This window comes from Aliirhizobium sp. YIM B11859 (assembly GCF_057163345.1).
Genome location: NZ_JBXHAY010000001.1, coordinates 422781 through 440813, shown reverse-complemented (window position 1 = coordinate 440813; position 18033 = coordinate 422781). Strand labels below are relative to the sequence as shown.

Below are 18033 nucleotides of genomic sequence, written 5' to 3'. Positions count from 1 at the left end.
TTGCCCATGACGAACCCCAGCATTTCTGATCGCCAGAGGATCTTGTCCTACGTGATCTGGCCGGGCATCTTCTGCGCCGGATTGATCGGCACCTATTTCGCCCTCCAGTCGACGGCGCATCTGTTGTGGTTCAACGTCGTCTATCTGTCCGTCGTCGCCACCATCGCGCTTTTCGAACGCCTGATGCCCTATGAGGAGACATGGCTGGACGGCGACGGCGAAACCTTCAACAACGTCGCTCATACGCTTCTCAGCAAGGGTGGCGTGCAACTGGCTGCCGCCATCGGCACCTCTGCCCCGATGGCGGTGGCAATCCTTGCCCAGCCTGTCTTTGTCCTGCCGCTCCGCCTGTGGCCAGATAGCTGGCCATTCGCCCTGCAGGTCATCCTCGGGCTGGTGATAGCCGAGTTCGGGCTCTATTGGGCTCACCGGCTCGCCCATGAGAAAAACGCCCTTTGGCGTTTCCATGCGCTGCACCATAGTGTCGAGCGACTTTGGGTCATCAATACCGGGCGCTTCCACATCGTCGACTCGATCATCAAGATCATACTCAGCCAGATCCCGCTCTACCTCCTGGGCGCACCTCTGCCGATCTTCCTCTGGATCGGAGCCGTGACCGCTTTCATCGGCCTGCTGACCCATTGCAATATCGCGGTCAGGACAGGACCGCTCGACTGGCTGATGAGCACGCCGCGCCTGCACCGTTGGCACCATTCGAAGCTGCTTTCCGAGGGCAATACCAATTACGGCGAAAACCTCGTGCTCTGGGATCAGATTTTCGGCACCTATTACAATCCGCCACGCCCATCCTCGATCCATATCGGCATCAGCGGCCGTGTCTCGAAAAACTTCTTCGGACAACTCGCGCAGCCCTTCTCGGCAAAGGGGTTCAGGGAAATAATGGGACGCAAGCCAAAACAACCCGCCTCGCCCGCCCACAACCCGATCGCCGAGGAAAGCGCCGCAGCAACCACGCCTGCCGAATAGGCCGACCGTCAGGGCCTCATACGAGGCGTGTCTAGCCTTACCTGATCTCCATCATCAACAGACCGAGAAGCGGCGGTACTGCCGCACCGATGACGAGAGGCGCAGTGCGCGCAGCCGTCAGCCCGACTGCCGAACCGGCAATCCCGGCGGCGATCAGCCCTGCCATCGGCATCGTCAGGTTGCGATCGATGCCCGGCGCCAGGGATGCAAGAAGCGCAGCGACCGCGGCCACGCCCCCAACAAGCACACCTTTCCAGATCTCGATGCCGGAGAGTTTTGCTGCAATCGCTCCACCCGCTATCGCAGCCGCCAGGCCAAGCACGATCCACTGTATCTCAGGCATAAAAAACCCTCCCGTTTTGAACCGGGAGGGTGCGATATGATTTAAGCCACGGCAAGTTAGGCGATGGTCGAAGACCTACAGCGCCGCGTCCCTTGCACCCTCTGTCAGAAGGCCGAATGCATAATCGGAAAACGACCGCCAGACCTCGACGCGGAAGGCATCCTCAGTCGTTCTCAAAAGCACGATTTCCACCTTGCCGAACAGCGTGCGCGAGCAGGCGCCAACCGGAAAGACGTCGAGCGAAAGATCCTGCGAGCAACCGGCATTGATTGCAGCCGCAGCGCCTGGCCCCGACACGAGGATCGCCGTGTTGCGGTGGGAGACATCACTTGCCGAATGCAGTGCGCCGGAATTGGCGGCAGCGGTCATCAGCCCGCTTTCACCTTCATCGATCACCAGCCATTCATCCGGCCCGAGCCACAGGGCCGTGCGGCCATTGGCAAAGGCCGAGGTTTTCGGCTTTACCGGCAGGTCGAGACCAAGCGCTCCGGATAAAGCCGCGACATCCTCCGACCTTACGCGAAGCGAGATACGGGTAGCCGACGGGGCAGGCTCGAGCCTGACGGTGGCGGAACCGCCGTGAACGCCGGAAAGCGGCAGGCTGCGGGTTGCGACTTCAGCCATTGATCCGGCCTCCTTCCTTGTCGACGAACACCATGTCGGTCACTTCGACGGCGATCGTCTTGTCCGCCATCGGTACGTAAAGCGTCTCACCCATCTTCGCGCGTCCACCGGCAACCAGCGCCATGGCGATCGACCGGCCGAGATTTTCCGACCAGTAGGACGAAGTGACATGGCCGAGCATGGTCATTGGCTTTGGCTGGTTCGGGTCGGCGACGATCTGCCCCCCCTCTTCCAGCACCTCCTTTGGGTCCTTGGTCAGAAGCCCCACCAGTTGCTTGCGGCCATCCCGAACCAGGTCCGGGCGCTTCAACCCGCGGATACCGACGAAATCGGTCTTCTTCTTCGAGACGGCCCAGCCGTAACCGGCATCGTCCGGTGTCACGGTGCCGTCCGTATCCTGGCCGACGATGAGATAGCCCTTTTCGGCGCGCAGGATGTGCATGGCCTCGGTGCCGTAAAGGCAGGCACCGAGACCCTCCGCGCGTTCCCAGATCGCCTTCCAGACGGATGCACCGTAATCGGCCGGTACGTTGATCTCGAAGCCGATCTCACCGGTGAACGACACACGGAACAGACGTGCCGGGACGCCCATCACCATGCACTCGGCCACGCTCATATGCGGGAAGGCCTCGTTGGAAATATCCAGGCCTTCGACGAAAGGCTCGACGATCTCGCGTGCCTTCGGCCCCTGCACCGCGATCACCGCCCATTGTTCGGAGGTCGAGGTCAGCCACACCTTCAGATGCGGGAATTCCGTCTGCAGATAGTCTTCCATGTGGTTGAGCACGCGCGGTGCACCGCCGGTCGTGGTGGTCACATGGAAACGGTCTTCGGCCAGACGACCGACGACGCCGTCGTCATAGATGAAACCGTCTTCGCGGGTCATGATGCCATAGCGGCACTTGCCCGGCTTCAGCGTGTCCCAGGCATTGGTATAGAGGAGGTTGAGGAATTGAGCAGCGTCCGGCCCGACCACCTCGATCTTGCCGAGCGTCGAGGCGTCGAACACGCCAGCGACGTCACGTACCGTCCTGCACTCCCGATTGACCGCAGCATGCATATCCTCGCCGCGTTTTGGGAAATACCAGGCGCGCTTCCAGTTGCCGACATCCTCGAACTCGGCACCCGCGGCCTCTTCCAAAGCATGCATCGGCGTCTTGCGGGCCGGGTCGAACAGATCGCCGCGCGAGTGGTTGATCAAAGTCCCGTAACTCACCGGCGTATAGGGCGCGCGGAAGGTCGTCAGGCCAACCTGCGGGATCGGCCGATCGAGCACTTCCGCGGCAATCGCCAGGCCATGCATGTTGGAAAGCTTGCCCTGGTCCGACGCCATACCATTGGTGGTGAACCGTTTGATATGCTCGATCGAATGCATGCCTTCGCGCACCGCAAGGCGAATGTCCTTTGCCGTCACGTCATGCTGGAAATCGACGAAGGCCTTGACCACCTTGTCCGGCCCGGCGCCTTCCGCCGCCCCGATCATGCCGCCGGTCCATTCGAACCGGTTCTCGCCCGACACTGCAACCGCGCCGCCGCCGGCAGTGATCGCCTCGTCGATCAATTCGGCCAGATCGTCCGTGCCATTGCAGGTACCGACGGAGATCGAATTCTGCGCATAGACATCCGGCACGAAACGCTGGTTCGCGCTGTCGAACTTCAGCTTGCCGCGCGATTGCGAAAACAGATGCACCGATGGCGTCCAGCCGGCCGAGACGATCAGCGCATCGACCTTGATCTTGCGCCGGTCGAAATTGCCGTTGCGGGCAACCGTCATCGACGAAATCCTCAGCCGGCCCGACGTATCGACCACCGAGTGACCGGTCAGCACCTGAATACCAAGCGACCGCGCTTCGGAAAGAACCGCCTCGCCCGGCTTGTCGCGGTTATCGACGATCGCAGCGATCGAAACACCGGCGCGCTTCAGGTCGAAGGCCGCCTCATAGGCTGAATCATGCGCGGCATAGACACCGACAGTATGGCCGACGGCAACGCCGTGATGGTTGAGGAAGCTGCGCGCGGCGGAGGCCAGCATGATGCCCGGCCGGTCGTTATTGGCAAACACCATGTGCCGCTCGATCGAGCCGGTCGCCATGATCACACGCTTTGCACGCACCTGCCACAGGCGCTCGCGAGGCGAGTCCTTGTCCGGACGGGCGACATGGTCGGTAACCCGTTCGACAAGGCCGAGGAAACCATGGTTGTAATAACCGAACACCGTCGTGCGGGTCAGCACCGTGACATTCGGCATAGCCTTCAGCCTGGCGGCCGTCGCCTGGGCCCAGTCGTAGCCGTTCTGGCCATCGATCATGGTCGAGGAATCGTAATGCAGCGCACCACCGACTTCCGGCTGTTCATCGACGAGGATGATCGTCTTGCCCGTCGCGGCAGCGGACAGCGCAGCCGTCAGGCCGGCAATGCCGGCACCGGCGATCAGCACGTCACAATGTACGTAGCGGCTGGCATAATGATCCGGGTCATCTTCCGTCGGCGCGACGCCGAGACCGGCCGAGCGTCGAATGATCGGTTCATAGATCTTGTGCCAGGCCTCCTTCGGCCACATGAAGGTCTTGTAGTAGAAGCCGGCGGCAAAGAACGGCGACAGCACATCGTTGACGGCCCCGATATCGTATTTCAGCGACGGCCAGCGATTTTGTGAAGCGATCTTTGCTCCGTCAAACACTTCCTGCACCGTCGCACGTACGTTCGGCTGGCGGCGGGCAGCATCGCGCGACACGTCGAGCAGCGCGTTCGGCTCTTCCGGCCCTGCGGAAAGGATGCCGCGCGGCCGATGGTATTTGAACGAACGGCCAAGCAGATGCACGCCATGTGCAAGCAGCGCGGAAGCAACCGTATCACCCTCAAGCGCTGTGTAGGTCTTGCCGTCGAAAGTGAAACGTGCCGTGCGGGCGGGCGTAAGGCGGCCGGCGCCCTTGATGCGGAACGCACCGGAATTGTTGGAAGGTGCGCTCATCGTGCATCTCCTTCGGTCTTTTCCTCAAGGGCTTCCCAGGTCTCCACAGTCTTTTCCTCGGCGATCGCCGCAGCCTTTTCCATCGTCGGGATGGGCTGTTTCGGCAGGCCTGCCTTGTATGTCATCAGGAACCTGTCGCTGATCGTATCGCGTGCGGCGTTGAAGAACCGTCCGCAGCCATGGATATGCCGCCACCGTTCATAGGTGAGGCCCTTTTCGTTGTTGCGCAGGAAAAAATATTCCGCGAATTCCTCGTCGGAAATTGCCGCGATGTTTTCCGGCCGGGCAATATGCGCCTCGCCGGCCCAGCGGAATTCAAGCTCCGAGCGATCTTCCTCGCAATAGGGGCAGTGGATCAAAAGCATCTGGTCTATTCCCCTTGGCTATCAGTGCGCGACGGCGGCAGCGGCCGCCTCGTCGATCAGCCGTCCGGTGCGGAACCGGTCGAGCGTCAGCCCGCTCGCCAGCTTGTGCGGCTCGCCCTTGGCAATCAGATGGGCGAACAGATTGGCCGAGCCCGGCGTTGCCTTGAAGCCGCCGGTACCCCAACCACAGTTGAGGAACAGGCCCGGCACCGGCGTGACACCCTGGATCGGCGAGCGGTCCGGCGTGTTGTCGGTAATGCCGCCCCACTGGCGCATCATCTTCACCCGCCGGAAGATCGGGAAAAGTTCGCAGATGGCGTCGAGCGTATGGGTGATGATCTGCAGACCGCCGGTCTGCGAATAGGAATTATACTGGTCCGTGCCTGCGCCGATGACGAGCTCTCCCTTGTCGGACTGGGAGATATAGGCATGCACCGTGTTCGACATCACGACGCATGGAAAGATCGGCTTCAGCGGTTCCGACACCAGTGCCTGCAGCGGGTTGGAATGCAGCGGCACGCGCACGCCTGCCATTTCCATCACCACCGACGAATGGCCGGCAGCAGACACACCAACCTTCCCGGCGCCGATAAAGCCCTTGGACGTCTCGACACCCTGCACTTCGCCGCCCGGCCCACGCCGAATGCCGGTGACTTCGCAATTCTGGATGATATGCACGCCGCGATCGGCGGCCGCACGGGCATAACCCCAGGCGACGGCGTCGTGGCGGGCGGTTCCGCCACGGCGCTGCAGGGCGGCGCCATTGATCGGGTAACGTGCCGTCTTGGAAATATCGAGAACCGGCACAAAAGCCTTGGCCTGTTCCGGCGTCATCCATTCATTGTCGATGCCATAGAGACGGTTGGCATTGATATGCCGTTTGAACGACTGCTGGTCATGGATGTTATGCGACAGCATCATCACGCCGCGCGGCGAATACATGACGTTGTAATTGAGATCCTGGCTCAGGCCTTCCCACAGCTTGAGGGAATGCTCGTAGATATCCATGCTCTCTTCATAGAGATAGTTGGAGCGGATGATCGTCGTGTTGCGGCCGGTATTGCCGCCGCCGAGCCAGCCTTTTTCGATCACCGCGATATTGGTGATGCCATGTTCCTTGGCCAGATAATAAGCGGCTCCCAGACCATGCCCGCCGGCGCCGACGATGATCACGTCATAGCTCGAACGCGGCTCCGGAGACGTCCACTGCGCCTCCCAACCCTTGTGAGCGCGCATTGCCTCGCGGGCTATGGCGAAAACCGAATATTTGCGCATCGCGCCTCTCTTCCTTGCTCGGTCGCTTTCGACCACCCGATCCATAGGTCCGGCCGGCGTCATGACCTTTGGGTATTGCCATACCCATCGCAAATCAACATGCGCCGCAATAGCCACATTGCGACGCATCGGAAGATTGTTTCGACACGCTTGAAAATGCCGCGGTGAGTTCGCCGCGAAACCGCCTCAGAAGATAACCGGCCCCTGATCGTTATTTCACCACGGTATTGGTCGTTGTGGTTGTCGTCACATTGGGATTTGCAGCAGCGCCGCCTGATGCGGGCTTCGGTGGCGTCGGATTAACAGCGGCTGCATGGCCGCTGCCTGAATTGCCGCCACTCGCAGTGCCCCTGGCAATAACCTTATCGAGAAGCCCTTTGCAGAAAGTGGTCGTCAGGAGCGGGTTTTTCTTCTCGCCATGGCGTGTCGGGTCGTGACCGCTGATACAGGCCACGGTCATCGCCGAGATCGCGGCTTGCGGCCCCGACACCTGGATGTTTTTCGCCGCGTTGTCATTGCCGACCAGTGCCACGAGGAGATTGCCATATTGGCTGAGAATGATCGCATAGGCATCCTCGCCGATGACACCGTTCGCATAGCTCTGGCAGGCGGTGTAGAGACCATCCCGAAGCGCCATCACGGCCGAGGAACGTCCCTCGCCTTTGACTATCTCTTCGAGGGTGGAGGCATCGACGTCAAGCTTCTGTTCGCCTGCGGCCGTTGGCCGGGTCGCGACAAGCTTTCTGTTGCGATCGAAAGCGACCATGTAGTCAGGGCTCGGTTCGGTGCAGACCGTTGGTGGGTAACCGGTGCGGCTGCGCTCCGTCACGAGACGAAGATTGCCGCTCGTGACGATGCCTTTCGAAGAGCCGAATGAAACGTTCGATACCCTTGTGTTGGTACTGTCGCAGCCGGCAAGTAAGAGTAGAACAATAGTTGCGATTAGAAATTTGAACATGCTTCGCCCCTCGGCTGGCCGAGCCAGCTTCCCTCATGGTGAAATCGGATGGCATGCTGGTCTGAATGCGCCCCCGCGCATTGGCAATCTGCCTCGGTCAAAGCCGAAATGCAACCTCTGGTTAATATTTTTTCACCCAACACCACTTCACCGCCTTCGGCTAATGGCAGGAAAACCAGGGTGACAGCGGGCCTTCGGCAGTACTGGGAAGCATCGCCGCGAAACCCCTCTTGTCGTTACAACCATTTTTCGTTTAACCACGTCCGCCACCATCTGGACTTCCGCGGTTTCATCTGATATTGGCCATCCCCAATCGCACGGCTTGACGCCGGGCTTCGCTTTACTTTCGCCTCGAATACAAGGGATTCTGAGGCGAGCAACAAACCAAAGGAACGGGATTTCACGTGCAGGTACTTGTCCGCGACAACAACGTTGATCAGGCTCTCCGCGCTCTCAAGAAGAAGCTTCAGCGCGAAGGTGTTTTCCGCGAAATGAAGATGCGCGAAAGCTATGAAAAGCCTTCCGAAAAGCGCGTTCGCGAAAAGGCAGAAGCTGTTCGTCGCGTTCGCAAGCTGGCTCGCAAGCGTATGCAGCGCGAAGGCCTGCTGCCGGCTGCTCCTGCACGCGCCGCCCGTTAATCGGCCGTCTTTTAGACGCTTTTATGTGAATAAAGAGCGGGGGCGACTATGGCGCCACCGCTTTTTTCATTACTCCGAGTCGATTGCGACTCAACACTGCCGATACGAGGATCTGCGCCTGATGGCCGCCAAGACTTCCGTTGCTACCGATGGAATCATCGCTTCCCGCCCTTCGTTGATGATCAATATCCGCTCGCGAGGGCTACTCGCCGCCGCGCTGATCGGGGCGGTCAGTCTGGCGAGCTGCGCAACGGGTCCGTCGACGACCGATCTCATTACCGTTGATCGCGCTCAGGGCTCGCAGGAAAACATTGCCTCGCTGTCGTCCGTTATCGCCGCCAACCCGTCTGATCCGGAAGGCTACAACAGTCGCGGTTCCGCCTATGGTCGAGCCGGAGAATTCAAGCGTGCTGTGGACGATTTCAGCCGCGCCCTCCAGCTCAACCCGCAATTCTACCAGGCCTATGCCAACCGCGCGCTTGTCTATCGCAACATGGGCAAGCCGGTCGATGCAGCCAACGACTACAATCGTGCACTGCAGATCAACCCGAATTATGACGTCGCCTATATCGGTCGCGGCAATATCTACCGCCAGGCAGGCCGCAACGACGAAGCCTTCAACGACTTCAACAAGGCCATTCAGCTCGACACTACGGACGGCCGCGCCTATCACAATCGCGGCCTGATCTATCAGGTCCGCGGCCAGCACGACAAAGCCATCGACGATTTCTCCAAGGCGATCTCGCTCTCCCCGAGCTCCCCGGAGCCCTATAACGGACGCGGCATCTCCTATGTCGCCTTGAACGACGACGACAACGCGTTTGCCGACTTCAACCGTGCCATCGAGTTGAACGACAAGCTGGCCGAATCCTGGGCCAACCAGGCGCTGGTTTATGAGCGCCGCGGCGATCGCACCCGCGCCTACAAATCCTATTCCCACGCCGTTCGGCTCGAACCGGATTACAAGCCGGCAGTCGACGGCGCCAGCCGCACCCGTAGCGGCAGCTGATTTCGGTTGGCCCCGCCCTGCGGCGAGGCCAATTTCCTGAACCGGATGAGGAGGCTTCAGCGCCAGCCGAGCGCTGGCGCGACATGCTTCAGGATCGCTTCGATCACATGGGCGTTGTATTCCACACCCAGCTGGTTCGGAACCGTCAGCAGCAGTGTATCGGCCTCGGCAATCGCCTCGTCTTCACGCAGCTGCTTAATCAGCGCCTCGGGTTCCGCGGCATAGGAACGGCCGAAGATCGCCCGTGTCTTCTCGTCGATGAAGCCGACGGAATCGTCCTCCTTGCCGCCACGGCCGAAATAGGCCCGGTCGCGGTCATCCACCAGCGCGAAGATCGAACGGCTGACCGAGACGCGCGGCTCGCGCGCGTGACCGGCCTCCTTCCAGGCATCGCGATAGGCGCGGATCTGCTTGGCCTGCTGGATGTGGAACGCTTCGCCGGTCTCGTCATCCTTCAAGGTGGAGCTTTGCAGGTTCATGCCCTTCTGCGCCGCCCACACGGCTGTCGCATTCGAGCCTGCACCCCACCAGATACGCTCCCGCAGACCTTCGGAATGCGGCTCGAGACGGAGCATGCCCGGAGGATTGGGGAACATCGGCCGCGGATTGGGCTTTGCAAACCCCTCACCCTTCAGCACATCGAGAAAAACCTCCGCATGACGGCGGCCCATATCGGCATCGGTCTGGCCTTCTTCCGGTTCATAACCGAAATATCGCCATCCATCGATCACCTGTTCCGGCGAACCTCGGCTGATGCCGAGCTGCAATCGTCCTTCCGAGATCAGGTCGGCGGAACCCGCATCCTCCGCCATATAGAGCGGATTTTCATACCGCATGTCGATCACGCCGGTACCGATCTCGATCTTCGAGGTCTTCGCACCAACGGCAGCGAGAAGCGGGAACGGCGAGCCGAGCTGGCGGGCGAAATGGTGGACGCGGAAATACGCGCCGTCGGCACCCAGTTCTTCGGCAGCAACAGCAAGGTCGATGGACTGCAGCAGCGTATCGCCCGCCGAACGGGTCTGCGATTGCGGCGACGGCGTCCAGTGGCCGAACGAAAGAAATCCGATCTTCTTCATGGGGATCACTCCGGTGTAAGCGTTCTCGATAGGGTTGACGCTTACATGGCATGCCGGAGCAGCTTCCGTTAGTCCGGAGCCATCGGATTTGCCGAAACGGATTGTTCAATTTTAATGAACGCCGATTTCATCTTGTATAGCAATCGCAGGATCAGTGGCGATACGCGCCTGATCGCGGGATCACAAAAATCGCTTGGCTGTTTCCTAACGCAGCAGGAAAACACCCGCGATATTGAGGATGATGAAGAGAACGAGGCCGCCGAGCAGGCCGAGACCACCGTAAAAGCCGGCAGCCATGGCGATAAGCAGCACGATGATGGACATCGTACCCCATTTGGCCGCAATCAGGAAAAATTCGTAAGTGCTTTCATGTGCCGCATAATCCATCGGCGCACCAAGTTCAGCCGGTCCATTGTGATGATCGTCCATCAAGCCTCTCCCTGATTTCCGTCCTTCGGGCGCCCGAAAAAGCCGGTCCCGAACCTCCCCGCAACCGGCCTGGCCGCCGATTGCATATCAGGAATTACACAAACAACCAAAGAGCGCAACGGCCGGATACGGCCGATCTTTCGCGATACGGCCTAGGCCGCGTCGTCTCAGCGCAGAAATGCCATTTCCGGCGACCCCGGCCGGCTGGCAATACGTGCCGTCGGCAATACGGTCAGCGCCGGCGACAGCATGTCCGCTTGTTCCGCAAACATCAGCCGGCGCTCGTAGGCCTCGGACTGAAACAACGGAAACCGGCGCATCAGTTGCGGACGCACTTCGCGAACGCGCGATGCAAGCAGCGTCAGCTCGAACCCGTACATTTTGGCGATGGTTGGCGGCACGATCGTATCGGCGAGGAAAATCCGCCTGTAGAAAGCGGCATGCGGCGGCCTGATATGCTGCAACACCAGATCGGTATCGAAGTGAATGGCCGCCATGATCGTCGGCCTCAGCGTGATATAGGGGATCGTCGGCAACTCGCCGACAATGTCCGGATCGACGGCAAACCGCGCTGGGTCGATGAACGACTTGCCCGAGTCCAGCAACGCATTGACCGCATCCGGAAACACGCCGACCGACTGGCTGACACGATGATCGGGAACCACGTGGTGCACGCGGATCGTCGAGATCAGTTCTTCGTAATAATAGATGCCGAACACATAGGCGTGCGAATCGAAATCGATCGTATCGAGCATGCTGCTCGCTCCGACCGGAAGCACGTTCTGCGCCTTGTAAGCCTTGTAGCGCAACCTTGCTACATCCTCGAAGTCCTCATGCCCCTCGATGCGGCGGTACTCGATATGATCGAGTGCAGCGAGCAGCTTCTCCGAAAAACCCTTGTCTGAAAAACTTTGAACCACTGACATTTGGTCATCCATCGTTATTAACGAAGGATTAACCCTGAAATGAGGGGTGACCGCAATGATCCAGATTGTGATTAACAGTCTTTTAAAAGTTATGGTTAACAACACGTTAACTGTGCAATTTCATAACATTCTACATTAGGTAGAAATTCGATTGGAAATAGATCAGCCGGCAGTGCCGAAGGCGCGCGGTTCGGTGCTCTTGTCGCGACGGCCTTGCCGGCTGGCCATGCGCCGCCCCGAGGCCGTCTTCTGGCTCAGTTCGACAATGGCGTTGGCAGGGATAGGCGGCGAGAAGATGTAGCCCTGCACCAGATCCGCGAACCGGTGTTTCTTCACCAGCTCGAGCTGCTCGAATGTTTCGACGCCCTCGATGACGATCTTCAGATCCAGCTCGCGGGACAGATGCACGATGCCGCTCAAAAGCTTGAGGCGCCGCGGTTCGGTACCGATCTCGCGGACAAACGCACGGTCGATCTTGACCACGTCGATCGGCAGCGAATCGAGATAGCTCAGGCTTGAGAAACCGGTACCGAAGTCGTCGATCGCAATCGTCACACCGCTTGCCCGCAATTGCGAAAGCGTCGCGCTGACGACCACAGGCTCGTCCATGAAGCAGCTTTCGGTCACTTCCAGATGCAGCCGTGCCGGGCTCAGATTGTGGCGTGCAAGCGTCTCGGCCACCCGGGCAACGATCTGCCCCCCCCTCAGGTCATGGATCGACAGATTGACGGATACCGACATTTCGTTCTGCCAGGAGGCGCAGTCCTCGCAGGCGCGATCGAGCACGAAACGCGTGATCTGCGAGATCATCCCCATGCTTTCGGCCATCGGAATGAAGATGTTCGGACCGATCGGGCCGCGTTCGGGATGCGACCAGCGCACCAGCGCCTCGCAGCATTCCATCTCCGATCCGTCCGGGCGATACATCGGCTGGTAGACTACGTTGAGGTCGCCCTGCTCGATGGCATTGCGCAGGTCGGCCTTCAGCCTCTGCTCGGCAACATAACGCGCATCCATCTCCGGCCGGAACATGGTGAGCATGCCGTTGCCGACCGATTTCGCATCGTTCAGCGCGAGGTCAGCCTTGATCTGCCATGCCTCCATATCGAATTCGCGTCCATCAAGGATAACACCGCCGCCGTTGAGGAAGACCGGAAGGTCGATCCTGTCAACTTCGTATAGGCCCTGAACTTCGGCCTGGATGGCAGCAATGCGCTCCTCCAGCGCGTGACGCTCGTGACCGGTAGCCAGAATGACGAATTCGTCCCCGACGAGACGCGCGACAATGACATTTTCGGTGGCTGCGCGACGCAGCTTCTCGGCAATCGCGGTTAGAAGCTTGTCGCCGGCGATATGTCCTTGCATGTCATTGACGTGCTTGAACCCATCGACGTCGAAAATCACCATACCGGCAAGCAGGTCGTCGTCTTCCGCCTCCCGGATGTGACGTGTCACGAGCTCGGCGAAATAGCCACGCGTCGGCAGTCCGGTCAGCGTATCGTAGCGCACCAGATGCAGGATCTTCTCCTCGGCCGCGACGCGCGCGCTGACGTCTTCGAAAAGCATCACGACGCCACCGTCCGTGCGGTGGCTGAGCGAGAACTCGAGATAGACGGTCTCTTTCAGGCAGAGAAGCGTTTTGCCCGGCTTGCCCGCCGACAACCGCCCGATTTTTCTCAAGAGATCGTCCGACAGCGATTTGCCGCTGCGCCTCAACACAGTTATGAAGGCTGCGCCCTTCAGCTCCACCGGAGCGGGAAGCTCGAGCAATTCGCAGGCCCGCCGGTTGATCACCTGCACCCGGCCATCGGCATCCAGCATGATCAACGCATGCGTCATCGTGCTGAGCGCGATATCGAACTGCGCAGCAATCCGCGCCATCTCGCGTGAAGCGAGAACGTTTTCGTAGAGAAACACCCGCACGCCCCGCGCCATCGACTGCGTCGTCAGCCCGAACGGGATGAGAAACAGCGAGATCAGCGCGAGATAAAGTTCACCGGTCAGCAGGCATGCCACCACCAGTGGCAGGCAGCATCCGAGTGTCTGTAGGCCCACAGCCCGTGCGGACCCATAGTTTCTGCCAACGATCGACACCATCGAAGCCATCGTCACGGCGATGCACATGAACGCGGCGAGCATGTCGCGCAGGACCAGAACCGCATAGGCGCTGTTTATGCCAAGGAGAAACGCGGTCGCGGCCGCGCCATGAACATAACGGTTTTCCCACGCCTCGATGGCACTTTTGGTCAGCCCGGAACGATCGATAAAGTCGAACCGGCGGAACCAGTAGATGCGGTAGGCGAAGATCGTGAGGAACAGCCCGATCGACAGGATATAGAATTCGGAACCCGTTGTGGCATAGATAATCGTGCAGGACAGGATATGGACAACCATACCCGTCCACAATGTTCCACGATTTTTGAACAGCGATTCGACGAACGGCAGATACAACTCTGTCGGCAGCGTCTTCGCTTCCAAATCCTTCATCGGGTCTCATTCCCTTGGCTTTCGGGAGACAGTGGACAAAACCCTTTAAGAATTGATTGTCTCTCGCATCAACCCCTTCGAACATGGGGGGGCTTGTTCGAACGTGTTCAACGAAGCGTAAAGGAAAATGTAAGCAATCGGTACGATCGACAACCGCACTCCGGGTCGGATCTGCGCGGGATATTCCGCCGCTTTTTCCTGATGCGTACGATTTCACGACAGTAAGACGACAGCAACGCCGATAATTCCCCTTTACCCAGCGATTGACAAGTCAGGCCACCGGATTGTCAGCAGCCGCCTCGCGTCGACCGACAGGTTCGAGCAGGATGGCAAGACCAGTATAGACCGCAGCCAAGACCCAGAGCACGACAAACGGTCCCGACACGTCGGCGATAGAGGCTCCCAGCTGGGCGATATTGACCATTCCGGGAATGGCGGACGTGCTTGGTAAAACCAGACCGGCCACCGCAGCCAGCCGGAAATTGCGTCCGCCGGCCAGGCGAAGCCGGAAATGAACAGAAAAGGCAGGCCGACCGTCGCCAGCACGAGCTGAACTGCGAGCGGATCGCGAAGAAGGCGCGCGACGATCATGCCGAGTGAAGCAACCGCAATCACGAAAGGCGTGGCGAAGAGGTAAATGTTCGCAACAGTCCCGAGACGCGGTATGCCATAGAGATAAGGCAGGGCCAGCAGATAGAAGGCGACGAGGACGACCTCGACTACTGCATAGGCCAACAGCCTGCCGAACACCCGGGCGATGGCTCCCGTGTCAGCTTGGCCTTGGCTTTCAACCGCCGGATTGGGAAATGTGCCAAGCAGCGCCACCCCCATCAGCAGCGTCTGCTGCAGGATCAGCATCAAGGCCGCCGGCACGATATACGTCGCATAACCGCCCTGCGGATTGAAGAGCGTGACGGCGGTGAGCGGCAGCGGATCGGGTGCAGCCTCGGCCAGCACAGGATCGACGCCCATGGCAATCAGCCGCGCGCTCTCGATCTCGGCCCCCATGGTTCGCGCCACGGCCGTCACCGCACCTGAAATGCGTTGATAGATGAGGAAATAGCTCGCATCCGCATAAAGCGCGACGGGCGAACTGCGGCCATGCAAAAGGTCACGCTCGAAGTCACGCGGAATGACCAAAATGCCATAGAGGCTGCGGCTGTAGATTTCCCGCTCGGCACTGGTGATATCAGGCATCGACGCGGCTATCGCCACGTCGGCGGAGGCATCCAGCCGTCGCGCCAATTCGCGACTGCTGTCGGTACCATCGAGATCGACAAGAGCGATCGGGACATTGCGTAGCGCCTCGGCCCGGTATGGTTGAGGGTAGTAGATGGCATAAAGGCAGACGGCGAGGACAAGTACGGCAAAGACCGGTTTCAACGCGAATATCCGCCGAAGTTCTATTCTGCAAACTGCCAGCATCCCGTTCATACCACGGCCTCCTTCAGGGTAGACGCCGCGTCACCCCTATGGCGAAGGATCTCCAGCCTGAAAAACAACAACAGCAGCAGTACCAGCACGATGGCAAATAGGCTGAGCAGCGGCTTCATCGACAGGTCCGGCGGCGTGCCGCGCACGGTCTGGTCGACACGCAGCACCAGATACCAGGTGCCGGGCATCGCTCCGCCCCAGTAATAGGAAAAGGCGTTCATGCCGAGCCTGGGAAAACCGACCCCCATGAAACCGAAGGCCGGCGCAGTGAGGAGCGTACTGATGCTGACGGCCGTGATCGTTGGCAGAATGACCGCAAGCACGACGCCGATCAGCTGTGCCGCCAGAATGAAGAGAAGCGCTCCGACGAGAAGAATGAGCCTTTCCCCGCGCAGTGGCAGACCGAACCACCCGAACAGAACCACATCCGCAAGGCCAAGCACGCAAAGAAAGATCAACGTGTAGGGCAACATCTTGCCGGCGACGGCTGGCCATAACCCACCGCCGAGCCGTCTCAGGATACGCAACCGATACGGCGTTTCCGCATCGCATCCCACCGAATAGGCCATCGTCGTGGCAATCACGATCTGCAGGATCGCCGGTACCAGCGCCGCAAGCAGGAAATGCGCGTAATTCAGCGTTGGATTGAACAGCGGATTGACCTGGACGGGGATCGGCTGCAATTCCGATCGAGCGATATCGACCGGCTCGCCGCGTGATGTCCGCAGTGACAGACGGATACCGGCCGCCACGCTCGGCACCGCAGCGGACACCCCGCGCAGTGTCAGATTGCCGGAGGTCAGCGTCTGGGTGTTGTAGAAGAATACGACTTCGGGTCGGCGCCCGGCAAATGCATCCCGCTGAAGGTTTTTCGGCAGCATCAGCAACCCGTGCACCTTGCCGGCGATGATCAGCTGCCGCCCTTCGGCAAGGTCGGACACGGTGAAGGCGACCGCCGTATCGGGCGTCGCATCGACCGTACGGATGACCGTGCGGGAAAGATCGCTGCCATCGAGATCGAGAACCGCTATCGGCAGTCGTGTCGCAAGCCCGGCGCTGAACACCGACGCAAGCACCGCGGTGATGACGAGCGGCATGACCACCGTCAGCAAGATCAGGAAGGGGCTGCGAAGATAGCGATCCACTTCACGGCGGAAAACCAGCAGGAAGCCGGGTTTTATCTTCCCCTTGCCCAGCATCTCACCGCTCCGCGGCTGGCCATGCGGCGATCACGCTCATGCCGGGCCTCATCCCCTCGACCGGCGCCACCGGCTGCGCCCGTACTTCGAACGTGCGCAGGTCGAAATCGCCCGTCGCGCGCGTCGCCCGCCATGTCGCATATTGCCCCTGGGCGTTGATCATCGTGACCTTCACCTCGATGGCCTTTTTACCGATCGCCGGCACATCCACCTTGAACGTACCGCCGATCGCAAGCCCCTTGAGAAGGTCTTCGCGCAGATTGAAGGTGAACCACGGACGATTGATGTCGATCAGTGAAAACAGCGGCGCACCGGCGCTGAAATTTTCGCCGGGTTCCGCCACGCGCGTCGTCACCTGCCCCGCGATCGGCGCGCGGATGACGAGTTCGTTGACATCCGTCTGCTGCTGGCCGAGTGCTGCTCGAGCCTTTTCCACCTGAGCGGCGGCAAGCGCCTTTTCTTCCTTGCTGGCACCGGCGACCGCAAGATCGAGATTGGCCTGCGCGGCTTCCCGCTGACGTAGCGCCGCCTCCAGATTGCGGCTCGCTTCGTCGACCTGCGCCTGGGTGGAAGAGCCCGAGGCCAGAAGCCGTGCCAGCCGGCCTGAATTTTCCTGGGACAGCTGCACATCCGCCTCGGCTGCCGCGACTTCCGCCCGGCGGGCTGCGATCGTTTCCGGCCGGGTGCTGTTGACCCGAGCCAGATCGGCTTCGGCCACGGCAAGTGCCGCTTCCGACATATGCAGGCCGGCAACAAGTTGCGGGCTCTCCAGTTCGGCAATCACCGCACCGGCTGTGACCATATCGCCGACATCGGCGCCGAGCCTGGCGATACGGCCGGCAACGCGGGAACTGATATCGACCCGATCGGCGGACACCTCCCCCTGGATGACGAGTGGCGGGGGACGTGTGGCAAACCATAAAACGACGGCAAGAGCGACAAGACAAACAACTGCGACGACAGACCTGACAATTCTCGTCATACGGCTTAGCCCCTGTTTCCGTAGGACACTCTTCTACCCCAGGTTTCGGTCTTGCAACTAGGACAAAGCATTTTTTCTGGACTTGGCTGACGTCCGAACTCTCTGCAGCCTCGATCGATTGACATGTCGTGGCCGGATGATAGCGTCAGCCTATGAACCTTGCCTGCTTCATATTCCCACGTCGACGCCGCACCACCGTGCGGGGCATGGACGTGGCTGCAGGCAAGCGAGGATCAATCGAGGCATAGCGCCTCATCCACCTGCACCGTTGTTTAGCACCCGCCACCATCCGGTTGGCGGGATTTTTGTTTTTCAAGCAAAGGAACA

The 18033-nt window shown here is 60.1% G+C and carries 16 protein-coding genes; 3 read left to right on the top strand and 13 right to left on the bottom strand.

The window, feature by feature from the left end:
- The first annotated feature begins 6 nt into the window (after window positions 1-6).
- Complete coding sequence (gene olsE, locus AC2GXZ_RS01970; RefSeq protein WP_483757443.1) at window positions 7-987, top strand: ornithine lipid hydroxylase OlsE; 981 nt, start codon at window positions 7-9, stop codon at window positions 985-987.
- A gap of 37 nt (window positions 988-1024) precedes the next feature.
- Here the strand turns inward: olsE and AC2GXZ_RS01965 are convergent, their stop codons facing one another.
- From AC2GXZ_RS01965 to AC2GXZ_RS01940, 6 genes are all read right to left on the bottom strand, one after another.
- Complete coding sequence (locus tag AC2GXZ_RS01965; RefSeq protein WP_483757442.1) at window positions 1025-1330, bottom strand: hypothetical protein; 306 nt, start codon at window positions 1328-1330, stop codon at window positions 1025-1027.
- A 75-nt stretch (window positions 1331-1405) separates the two neighbouring features.
- The gene (locus AC2GXZ_RS01960; RefSeq protein WP_483757441.1) at window positions 1406-1954 is read right to left on the bottom strand and encodes a sarcosine oxidase subunit gamma; all 549 of its coding nucleotides are present in this window, start codon (window positions 1952-1954) and stop codon (window positions 1406-1408) included.
- A complete protein-coding gene (locus AC2GXZ_RS01955) occupies window positions 1947-4925 on the bottom strand; it encodes a sarcosine oxidase subunit alpha (protein WP_483757440.1) in 2979 nt (992 codons plus the stop codon). The genes AC2GXZ_RS01960 and AC2GXZ_RS01955 overlap by 8 nt, the downstream gene beginning before the upstream one ends.
- Window positions 4922-5290: a sarcosine oxidase subunit delta gene (locus AC2GXZ_RS01950; RefSeq protein WP_483757439.1), complete on the bottom strand. Its 369-nt coding sequence runs from the start codon at window positions 5288-5290 to the stop codon at window positions 4922-4924. The genes AC2GXZ_RS01955 and AC2GXZ_RS01950 overlap by 4 nt, the downstream gene beginning before the upstream one ends.
- 21 nt (window positions 5291-5311) lie before the next feature.
- A complete protein-coding gene (locus tag AC2GXZ_RS01945) occupies window positions 5312-6565 on the bottom strand; it encodes a sarcosine oxidase subunit beta family protein (RefSeq protein ID WP_483757438.1) in 1254 nt (417 codons plus the stop codon).
- 211 nt (window positions 6566-6776) lie between these two features.
- Window positions 6777-7523, bottom strand: coding sequence for a hypothetical protein (locus tag AC2GXZ_RS01940; RefSeq protein ID WP_483757437.1), 747 nt, complete (start codon window positions 7521-7523; stop codon window positions 6777-6779).
- Window positions 7524-7927: 404 nt separating this feature from the next.
- Here AC2GXZ_RS01940 and rpsU point away from each other — a divergent pair, with 404 nt between their 5' ends.
- A complete protein-coding gene (rpsU, locus tag AC2GXZ_RS01935) occupies window positions 7928-8161 on the top strand; it encodes a 30S ribosomal protein S21 (RefSeq protein ID WP_483757436.1) in 234 nt (77 codons plus the stop codon).
- Between the two features lie 178 nt (window positions 8162-8339).
- The gene (locus tag AC2GXZ_RS01930) at window positions 8340-9170 is read left to right on the top strand and encodes a tetratricopeptide repeat protein (protein WP_483758237.1); all 831 of its coding nucleotides are present in this window, start codon (window positions 8340-8342) and stop codon (window positions 9168-9170) included.
- A 56-nt stretch (window positions 9171-9226) separates the two neighbouring features.
- Here the strand turns inward: AC2GXZ_RS01930 and AC2GXZ_RS01925 are convergent, their stop codons facing one another.
- The 7 genes from AC2GXZ_RS01925 to AC2GXZ_RS01895 form a co-directional block, all read right to left on the bottom strand.
- The gene (locus AC2GXZ_RS01925) at window positions 9227-10249 is read right to left on the bottom strand and encodes an LLM class flavin-dependent oxidoreductase (protein ID WP_483757435.1); all 1023 of its coding nucleotides are present in this window, start codon (window positions 10247-10249) and stop codon (window positions 9227-9229) included.
- Window positions 10250-10453: 204 nt separating this feature from the next.
- Complete coding sequence (locus tag AC2GXZ_RS01920; RefSeq protein WP_483757434.1) at window positions 10454-10678, bottom strand: aa3-type cytochrome c oxidase subunit IV; 225 nt, start codon at window positions 10676-10678, stop codon at window positions 10454-10456.
- A gap of 167 nt (window positions 10679-10845) precedes the next feature.
- The gene (locus AC2GXZ_RS01915) at window positions 10846-11604 is read right to left on the bottom strand and encodes an N-acyl amino acid synthase FeeM domain-containing protein (RefSeq protein ID WP_483757433.1); all 759 of its coding nucleotides are present in this window, start codon (window positions 11602-11604) and stop codon (window positions 10846-10848) included.
- Between the two features lie 162 nt (window positions 11605-11766).
- Window positions 11767-14091, bottom strand: coding sequence for a putative bifunctional diguanylate cyclase/phosphodiesterase (locus AC2GXZ_RS01910; RefSeq protein ID WP_483757432.1), 2325 nt, complete (start codon window positions 14089-14091; stop codon window positions 11767-11769).
- 252 nt (window positions 14092-14343) lie between these two features.
- Window positions 14344-15525: an ABC transporter permease gene (locus AC2GXZ_RS01905; protein WP_483757431.1), complete on the bottom strand. Its 1182-nt coding sequence runs from the start codon at window positions 15523-15525 to the stop codon at window positions 14344-14346.
- Window positions 15522-16724, bottom strand: a complete 1203-nt coding sequence (locus AC2GXZ_RS01900; protein ID WP_483757430.1) for an ABC transporter permease — start codon at window positions 16722-16724, stop codon at window positions 15522-15524. Before AC2GXZ_RS01900 ends, AC2GXZ_RS01905 begins: the two co-directional genes overlap by 4 nt.
- A 1-nt stretch (window position 16725) precedes the next feature.
- Entirely contained in the window at window positions 16726-17706 is a 981-nt protein-coding gene (locus AC2GXZ_RS01895) for an HlyD family secretion protein (RefSeq protein ID WP_483757429.1), read from the bottom strand.
- Window positions 17707-18033: the final 327 nt, after the last annotated feature.

Coding starts and splice junctions, on each gene's coding strand:
- olsE (WP_483757443.1), top strand. CDS start 7: ATGACGAACCCCAGCATTTCTGATCGCCAGAGGATCTTGTCCTACGTG.
- AC2GXZ_RS01965 (WP_483757442.1), bottom strand. CDS start 1,330: ATGCCTGAGATACAGTGGATCGTGCTTGGCCTGGCGGCTGCGATAGCG.
- AC2GXZ_RS01960 (WP_483757441.1), bottom strand. CDS start 1,954: ATGGCTGAAGTCGCAACCCGCAGCCTGCCGCTTTCCGGCGTTCACGGC.
- AC2GXZ_RS01955 (WP_483757440.1), bottom strand. CDS start 4,925: ATGAGCGCACCTTCCAACAATTCCGGTGCGTTCCGCATCAAGGGCGCC.
- AC2GXZ_RS01950 (WP_483757439.1), bottom strand. CDS start 5,290: ATGCTTTTGATCCACTGCCCCTATTGCGAGGAAGATCGCTCGGAGCTT.
- AC2GXZ_RS01945 (WP_483757438.1), bottom strand. CDS start 6,565: ATGCGCAAATATTCGGTTTTCGCCATAGCCCGCGAGGCAATGCGCGCT.
- AC2GXZ_RS01940 (WP_483757437.1), bottom strand. CDS start 7,523: ATGTTCAAATTTCTAATCGCAACTATTGTTCTACTCTTACTTGCCGGC.
- AC2GXZ_RS01930 (WP_483758237.1), top strand. CDS start 8,340: ATGATCAATATCCGCTCGCGAGGGCTACTCGCCGCCGCGCTGATCGGG.
- AC2GXZ_RS01925 (WP_483757435.1), bottom strand. CDS start 10,249: ATGAAGAAGATCGGATTTCTTTCGTTCGGCCACTGGACGCCGTCGCCG.
- AC2GXZ_RS01920 (WP_483757434.1), bottom strand. CDS start 10,678: ATGGACGATCATCACAATGGACCGGCTGAACTTGGTGCGCCGATGGAT.
- AC2GXZ_RS01915 (WP_483757433.1), bottom strand. CDS start 11,604: ATGTCAGTGGTTCAAAGTTTTTCAGACAAGGGTTTTTCGGAGAAGCTG.
- AC2GXZ_RS01910 (WP_483757432.1), bottom strand. CDS start 14,091: ATGAAGGATTTGGAAGCGAAGACGCTGCCGACAGAGTTGTATCTGCCG.
- AC2GXZ_RS01905 (WP_483757431.1), bottom strand. CDS start 15,525: ATGAACGGGATGCTGGCAGTTTGCAGAATAGAACTTCGGCGGATATTC.
- AC2GXZ_RS01900 (WP_483757430.1), bottom strand. CDS start 16,724: ATGCTGGGCAAGGGGAAGATAAAACCCGGCTTCCTGCTGGTTTTCCGC.
- AC2GXZ_RS01895 (WP_483757429.1), bottom strand. CDS start 17,706: ATGACGAGAATTGTCAGGTCTGTCGTCGCAGTTGTTTGTCTTGTCGCT.